Origin of the sequence: Rhodococcus chondri (assembly GCF_036327435.1) — a bacterium.
Taxonomy (GTDB): domain Bacteria; phylum Actinomycetota; class Actinomycetes; order Mycobacteriales; family Mycobacteriaceae; genus Rhodococcus; species Rhodococcus chondri.
The window spans coordinates 1-7,048 of the sequence record NZ_JAUZMZ010000215.1 but is presented as its reverse complement, the minus strand read 5'-3'; the positions used below and the strand labels follow the sequence as shown (position 1 = coordinate 7,048).

The 7,048-nt window shown below is 66.8% G+C and carries 7 protein-coding genes; 3 read left to right on the top strand and 4 right to left on the bottom strand.

The genetic code is table 11. The features are described from left to right. Nucleotides 1-107 precede the first annotated feature (107 nt). The 3 genes from Q8814_RS23275 to Q8814_RS23265 all read right to left on the bottom strand — a co-directional run bounded on the left by Q8814_RS23275 (nucleotide 108) and on the right by Q8814_RS23265 (nucleotide 3,190). Nucleotides 108-575 (bottom strand): SixA phosphatase family protein, encoded by a 468-nt coding sequence (locus Q8814_RS23275; RefSeq protein ID WP_330154342.1) that lies wholly within the window; start codon nucleotides 573-575, stop codon nucleotides 108-110. A gap of 90 nt (nucleotides 576-665) precedes the next feature. Next, nucleotides 666-2,165 carry a CYTH and CHAD domain-containing protein gene (locus Q8814_RS23270; RefSeq protein WP_330154341.1) on the bottom strand — a complete coding sequence of 500 codons (1,500 nt, stop codon included), beginning with the start codon at nucleotides 2,163-2,165 and terminating at the stop codon, nucleotides 666-668. Between the two features lie 203 nt (nucleotides 2,166-2,368). Beyond that, nucleotides 2,369-3,190 carry an MBL fold metallo-hydrolase gene (locus Q8814_RS23265; protein ID WP_330154340.1) on the bottom strand — a complete coding sequence of 274 codons (822 nt, stop codon included), beginning with the start codon at nucleotides 3,188-3,190 and terminating at the stop codon, nucleotides 2,369-2,371. Between the two features lie 35 nt (nucleotides 3,191-3,225). Here Q8814_RS23265 and Q8814_RS23260 point away from each other — a divergent pair, with 35 nt between their 5' ends. From Q8814_RS23260 to Q8814_RS23250, 3 genes are all read left to right on the top strand, one after another. Beyond that, entirely contained in the window at nucleotides 3,226-5,271 is a 2,046-nt protein-coding gene (locus Q8814_RS23260) for a phage holin family protein (RefSeq protein ID WP_330154339.1), read from the top strand. 103 nt (nucleotides 5,272-5,374) lie between these two features. Next, nucleotides 5,375-6,196, top strand: coding sequence for a class II glutamine amidotransferase (locus tag Q8814_RS23255; RefSeq protein WP_330154338.1), 822 nt, complete (start codon nucleotides 5,375-5,377; stop codon nucleotides 6,194-6,196). Between the two features lie 110 nt (nucleotides 6,197-6,306). Continuing rightward, a complete protein-coding gene (locus Q8814_RS23250; protein WP_330154337.1) occupies nucleotides 6,307-6,543 on the top strand; it encodes a three-helix bundle dimerization domain-containing protein in 237 nt (78 codons plus the stop codon). A 25-nt stretch (nucleotides 6,544-6,568) separates the two neighbouring features. On the opposite strand, the gene Q8814_RS23245 is transcribed toward Q8814_RS23250, so the two are convergent. Continuing rightward, nucleotides 6,569-6,895, bottom strand: coding sequence for an amphi-Trp domain-containing protein (locus tag Q8814_RS23245; protein WP_330154336.1), 327 nt, complete (start codon nucleotides 6,893-6,895; stop codon nucleotides 6,569-6,571). Between the last annotated feature and the right edge of the window lie 153 nt (nucleotides 6,896-7,048).

Here is a 7,048-nt window from a genome sequence, read left to right as displayed (position 1 = left end):
GAATCGGCTCCATCACCCAAGCAGCGCTTGTCCTGACGCAATTCGAGCATGCAGGTCGCTATTGAGAAAACCTCAATAGGGCGGCAGGACCGTTCGAGCATCGTTGATCAGCCGGTGGAAACGGGCGGCAAGTAACGCAATGTCAGCGCCGAGACAGCGCCGCGGTCGACGATCCAGGCACCGCCCTTCGGCGTCATCGCCACCGGGGTCATGCACGTCCATCCTCGCAGCCGCGCAAACTCGGCCAAGGCGTCGAGAACCTCCCCATGAGTACAGAAGAGGGCACCGTCGGCGCTCGAGCCCTCCAGCTCCGCGAACAGTTCGCTGGGCGATGCGTCCGGTGCCAGCAGCCGATCGTCGTCGATGCGCAGCCCCCGCGCCGCGGCCAGCGGTAACAGGGTCTCACGGCAGCGAATGGCGGGACTCGAGAAGAGTGCCCGCAGTTCGAATTGCTCCAGCGTGGCGACGAGGCCGCGGGCCTGCCGGTACCCGAAAGTACTCAGCGTGCGGTCGATATCACGGCCGGGCCACTTGCTCTTGTCGCCTGCGTGCGCGTGCCGGACCAGGACGAACATTTCTCACACTCTCCCGTACCGACAATTGTCCCATCCGCGGGACCGTTTGTCGCGAATCCGCCGACGGTGTGCCGGTGCGTCCGCCTCGACTCACATCAGCCGGGCAGCGTCCATGCGGGCCTGCCGGACCGCCTGCAGCTCGAGCCCGTACAGCAGACCGAAGGTGAAACCGTTTTCCCCGGGCGTGGTCCCGGCACGGGCACCGAGTCTGCGCAGGATGCCGGAGGCCACGACGCTGTCCTGGTGCTCGCCGAGCACCTCCTGCATCTTCTTGTACCGGGCCACCTTCTTCTTCGCCTTCTTCCCGAGGACGGGTTCTGCAAGCTCGGCGGCGTAGCGCGCACGCTTGGCTGCCTTTCGCGCCCGGTGCAGCGCCTCCTCATCGGCGCCCTTCGCAGCGGCCGCCACCCTTTTCAACGCTTTCCGCTCGGCCCGCCGCAGCGCCGTGCGGATTACCCCGGGATCGGCCGCGGCATCGTCGGTAAAGGGTGGCGCCGTGCGCCACTGCGCCAACGTGGCCAGCAACGCCCGGTAGCGCTCCCCGTCGAGGACCGTCCGCACGTCGGTCAGGTGATGGAGTTGTTCGGCGAGCAGATCCTCCTCGATGCGCGCGGCGACCGGACCCATCACCAGCTCACTCGGCAGGGCAGCGACCGCGCGCGTGAATCGTGCCCGCTGCACTTGCCGGTCCCGCACCTCGCCGAGTAACCCTGCGTACCAGGACAACTCCGCGTCGAGCGTCGTTCGCGCCGCCGGTTCCAGCACCTTCTCGAACACCCGTAGAGTGCTGCGGAAGCGCCGAATGCCGACCCGGGTGGGGTGGACGGCGTCCAGGCCCCGGCGTAACCAGACATCACCGGCGACGATCGCCTGAACCTGCGCCTCCAGATAGTCGGTGACCACCCGGACTGTCGGTGAGGTGCTGGGGTCCGTGCCACCGGGGTCCCGCTTACCGTCAGCGCGGCCCTCGCCCCCGCGGTGACGGTCGGCAAGCGCACGCGCCAGCTTCGATGGGTACTGCAACGGCCGGCCGCCACCACGGGTGAGGCTTCTACCTATCGCCCTGCGCATTTTCTTGCCACCGGCTTCACCGAGTGCGACCGTGACCTCCCGCCACTCGGTAGCCAAAGCTCCATCACCGGCGACGGTGCCGTGCACCACGTCGTCCGTGATCTTCGCCAGCAGACACGCGTCGGCGTCGAGGAGAAGGTATGTGTGCCGCACGGTCGTCAGGGTGGTCACCGGATGCATCGGGTTGCCCAGTGCCACGCCCGCCACCCAACTCGCCAACTCGTCGGGCACCGCGTCCCCGTCGCTCGATGGCACAACGATCTCGGTGGGGGTCTTGTCGGCAGGCACCGTCAACTGCCATCCGGTATCGATGTCTCCCGTCCGGCGCTGCAACGTCAGGTGCTGGCGCTGCAGGTCGCGTTCGGCGGTATCGTAAAAGACGCTTTCCTGAATCGTTTCGTCCTGCTCGATCTGCCCCGCGGTAGGAAGCAATTCCTGCAGTTTCGGGAGGGCGAATCCGAGCCCCACCTCGTACCTGTCTTCGCGTTCGTCTTCGTGCTCGGTCCGTGACGACACCATGCATTCAGTCTGCGCCTGCGTTCTTGTCTCATGCCCGGAAATGGGACTTGCCAACGGAACCGACAACTTCCGCGAGCGGGGCGCCGCCGTCGGACCGGAGCTGTGCGCAGAATACGGCGAGAACAGCGATGGTCAGGGAGATTCCCGTCGTTGGGATCCTCGCCCAGGATCCGATTGCTGACTCGAGCCGAGCGTAAGTGAGTTCATACGTAGTTGGTTCCCGGCGCCTCGGGACCGGTGTCCGGTTCGCCGAGTTCGTCGCCCGGGTGCAATTCCACTGCAACGACCCCGACCTGCTTGGCGTGGTGCACGAATTCCGCGCCGGGAGAAAAGAACAACCGGGGGCGCACAGCGTCGAGGCCGATCGGCCACAGCGTGCCGTAGTGGATCGGCACCGCCAGGCCGGCCTCGACCAAACGCGCGGCGACCGCGGCCCGGGACGGGTCCAGGTGACCGTTGCCGAGAGTTGGGCCCCAGCCCCCGACGGGTAGCAACGCGAGATCCACCGGGCCGACTTGGTCGGCGAGGTCCGGGTACAGGTCGGTGTCGCCGGCAAAGTAGGTCCGCCGGTCCCCCTCGACGACGTACCCGACCGCCGGCGCGAGCTCCGGGCCGCGCCGCCAGCGCCGGCCGTCATGTTGGGCGGGCACGGCACGCACGGTGACTTTGCCGATCCTGGTCTCGTCGCCGGGCCGCAGCAGCACCAGGCGGTCGGCGAACCTGCGCAGCGCGGGCAGGCCGTCGATTGCCCGCCATGGCGCCACGATCGGAACGTCCGGATCGAGCAGCCGTAGTGACGGAAGATGGGCATGGTCGGCGTGCAGATGCGAGAGCAGGACGGCGTCCGGATTGCGCACGTGCGGCCCGATCGGGGTGGGTCCTCGGCGGCGGCGTAAGTGCGCGACGCGGTTGGTCAACACCGGATCGGTCAGGACAACCGTCCCGCGGTCCATGATCAGCGCGCTGGCATGTCCGAGCCAGCGCACACCGGATACGGCGGCATCCGAACCCTGTGTTGCCCTCACGAGCCTTACGATTCCAGATGACGAAAGGTAATGCGATGCGCACGGTGAGCGGCGTGGTGCGGGTATTCGTCGAGTTCCTCGTGATTTGGGGGTCTTCGGCGCTCGCGATCATCGTGCTCGATCGCATCCTCGGTGGCGTCACCCTGGACCGGTCGAGCTTCGTCCCGCTACCGACGCTCCCCGCCGCGCTGGTGCTCGCGTTGGTGTTCGGCCTGCTCAACGCCGCGCTGTGGCCGGTGATGATGCGGCTCATGTCTTGGATCGGCCCCGTGCTGTTGTTCGCCGGGGTATTCCTTGCCGGCGGTGCAATCATGCTGCTGACGTTGTACTTGGTACCGGTCGCGTCAGTGGACCGACCGCGTGATGCCGTTCTTCTCGCGTCGCTGCTCGCGCTGTTCACCTCTGTGGTCTCGGGGGCAATTGCATCCCGTTCCGATACCGCGTACCGGCTGATGCAAGTGCGTCGACAGCGGTTCCGGTTGCGCCGCAACGCCGCGCTCGTGGACGCGTCCCCGGGGTTGTTGTGCATTCAGATCGACGGCCTCGGTTACGACGTGCTGCGTCGCGCGATCGCCGACGGCGTCACGCCGGGGTTGGCAAAGTTGGTGCGCGAGACCCACCGGCTGACGCCGTGGCACACCGACTGGAGCAGTCAGACGGGTGCGACCCAACTGGGCGTGCTACACGGCTCCAACCACAATGTGCCGGCGTTCCGCTGGTACGACAAGACGACCGAGCACATCTCGGTGTTCAGCAACCCGGCCGACAATGAGCAGCGCGAACTCGAACGAACCGACATCCCCGGTCTGCTGGCGCACGACGGTACGAGCCGCGGAAATCTGTTCACCGGCGGCGCGCACGACAACGTACTCGTTGTCAGTCGCATGCGTGGTGCCCGCCTCGGAGGCGGTGCCGGCTACAGCGCCTATTTCGCCGACCCGGCAAGTGCGCTGCGCACATTCATTCGGATGATCGCGGAACTGCAACGAGAACTACGCCAGTCACTGCGGCAGAAGCGAAAGGACATCCGGCCGCGGGTGCGCCGGGGCGGGGTCTATCCGCTGGTGCGGGTGTTCGCGACCGTGCTCGCCACCGACGTCGCCGCCGCCGCGGTCGTCGGGGATCTGATCAAGGGGCGCAGCATCGTCTACGTCGACCTGATCGGCTATGACGAGGTGTCGCACCACTCCGGCATTTCCCGGCCCGAGACTCTCGCGGTGCTGAGCAAACTCGACGACGTCGTGGAGATGCTGCTCGCCGTGGTGGAGCAGGCCGACAGGCCCTACCGTGTTGTCGTGCTGTCCGACCACGGGCAAAGCCAGGGCGCGACCTTCCTGCAACGCTACGGGGAGACCCTGGGGCAGTTGGTTATCCGGCTGGGTGCGCAGCGCGAACCGGCCGCGGTGAAGCGTCATTGGTACGAACGCGCATCCGACGTCTCCGGACAGCCCGGGGCGGAGGGGCGCGGATACGCCGCGGCCAGCGTGCACTCGCCGACCGCCGCCGAGGAGGCCCACACCTCTGCAGGCGAGCCGATCGTGCTCGGCTCCGGAAACCTCGGTCTGGTCTACTTTCCGGACCTGCCCGGACGCGCCGACGTCAACGCCATCGAAGCCACCCACCCCGGACTGCTGACCGGGTTGCGCGAGCATCCCGGGGTCGGCTTCCTGCTCGTTTCCGCCCCGGGCGGCTCCGTGGTGCTCGGCCCCCACGGCCAGGTCGATGTAGCGACCGGCGAGGTCACCGGCCAGAACCCGCTCGCAGTGATGGGCCCCGACGCCCTGGCGAAAGTGCGACGCACCGACACCTTCGACAACGTTGCCGACATCATGGTCGGTGGCAGGTATTGGCCCGAGACCGACGAAGTAGCGGCGTTCGAGGAGCAGGTCGGCTCGCACGGCGGAATGGGTGGACCGCAGAGTACTCCGTTTCTCATCTATCCCACCGACCTGCCCGCACCCCCTGACCCGCTGCACGGCGCCGAGAATGTGCACAAGGTGCTCGTGCGGTGGCGGGATCTGTCGACGGGGTCGCGCGCAGCGGTGACCATGCGGGACTCGACTCATAAGTACAATCCGTGACGCCCGACAAGACGGTGCTCTCTGCACAGTGTGGAGGTTCTGTTCCCAAGTGGGACTGTCGGAGTCGGTGCCGGTCTGCTTGAATTGATTCATGTGCCGGTGGATGGCGTATTCGGGTGAGCCGATCCTCGCCGCGGACCTGTTGTTCCGACCCGAACACTCACTGATCGATCAGAGTCTGCACTCACGGCTCGGTGAGGAGACCACCAACGGTGACGGCTTCGGTGTCGGCTGGTACGGCGAAGGCACCGAACCGGCGGTGTACAAGAGCATCGAACCGGCCTGGAACGACGAGAACCTGCGGGAAATCGCCCGTCAGGTCCGAACACCGATGTTGCTGGCACACGTGCGGACCTCGACCGGAACGCCGGTCCAGCGCAGCAACTGCCACCCCTTCCGGCACGGGCGATGGCTGTGGATGCACAACGGTGTCCTACACGGCTTCCACGAGATGAGGCGCGAGTTGCTACTGGCCGTCGACCCGGCCTTGTTTCTCGACATGGAGGGCTCGACGGACTCCGAAATGTTGTTCTACCTCGCCCTGACATTCGGTCTTGTCGACGATCCCTTCGCTGCCGTGGCCCGTGCGGTCGGCCTCGTCGAAGAGGTGGGCCGCACGCACGGGGTGGAAAATCCCGTGCAGATGACCGTCGCGACCACCGACGGCGAATCCCTGTGGGTATTCCGGTATTCCAGCGAACGACACTCTCGGTCGCTGTTCTTCTCCACCGAGATCGCGACGCTGCGCGCGCTCCATCCCGAGGTCGAGGCCCTGCAGGAGCTGGGCGGCGATACCCGCTTCGTGGTGTCCGAGCCCCTGCGGGACCTCGAAGGCGCGTGGAACGAAGTGCCGGAATCCTCGGCAGGGAGGGTTGGGCCCGGTGGCGACGAGATCCGGCCGTTCGCACCGATCACCCCGACGTGAGCCCACACGAGGTGAGCCCACACAGCGCCGTTACCAGAGGGTGACCGCACCGCGTATCGTTGCCGTTTCGGGTGTTGACCTGTCCGAATTCCGGGACAGACGATAATGGAATGCGCGGAGATGACGAAATGTTGCAGATCGAACAGGTCATCGCCCGCCTGAGCACCCGCTACCCCACCGTCCCAGCCGGGGACATCGAAACCACCGTGCGGATTATCCACCAGCGTTTCGTGCACGGGAAGGTCCGTGACTTCGTACCGCTGCTGGTCGAGAAGGCGGCCCGTCGGCAGATCACCGAATCGGACTCGCCGTGGGCCGCGCGCACCGCGCTCCCGCCCGCCGGGTAGCGAATTCGCCCGCGCGGCGCCCCGCTCACGGGGCGCTGGTCTTGCGCGGCCGGCCACGACGCACCGTGCGGACCGGAGACGGAGTCACCGATTCCGCTTGCTCCTCGGCCGACGCGTCGTCGGATGGGCCGTCGCGCCAGCCGATCTCGATCTCGATCTCGATCTCGTCTCCGTCGACCTCGATCTCGAGCTCCCACCGGAGCCGGTCGGCGACGACGATTTCGAGCGAGTCACCGCCCGAGCCCAGTTCCACCTCGGGGCCGCTCGCCAGGGCCCGTCCGAGCGCGATGAGCCGGTCGGACACTTCCTTGCGGGAAAGCTCGGACTTGCGCTTGAACTCCAACTTGGGCACGACAACTCCTGACCTCGGCGCAGTATGTACCCAGGGTGCCGTAGTTGTTGACTTCCGGGGCTGTGACCTGCAGTTTCATGCGTTCAGGACCAGGTCGACCGCGTGGTCAGGGTTGGCGGCCAGTCGTCGGCAGGCCCGGGCGATGTTCGACTG

Excerpts from the sequence above, each read along its gene's own strand:
- Q8814_RS23275 (WP_330154342.1), bottom strand. The coding sequence starts at position 575 with ATGTTCGTCCTGGTCCGGCACGCGCACGCAGGCGACAAGAGCAAGTGG.
- Q8814_RS23270 (WP_330154341.1), bottom strand. The coding sequence starts at position 2,165 with ATGGTGTCGTCACGGACCGAGCACGAAGACGAACGCGAAGACAGGTAC.
- Q8814_RS23260 (WP_330154339.1), top strand. The coding sequence starts at position 3,226 with ATGCGCACGGTGAGCGGCGTGGTGCGGGTATTCGTCGAGTTCCTCGTG.
- Q8814_RS23255 (WP_330154338.1), top strand. The coding sequence starts at position 5,375 with ATGGCGTATTCGGGTGAGCCGATCCTCGCCGCGGACCTGTTGTTCCGA.
- Q8814_RS23250 (WP_330154337.1), top strand. The coding sequence starts at position 6,307 with ATGCGCGGAGATGACGAAATGTTGCAGATCGAACAGGTCATCGCCCGC.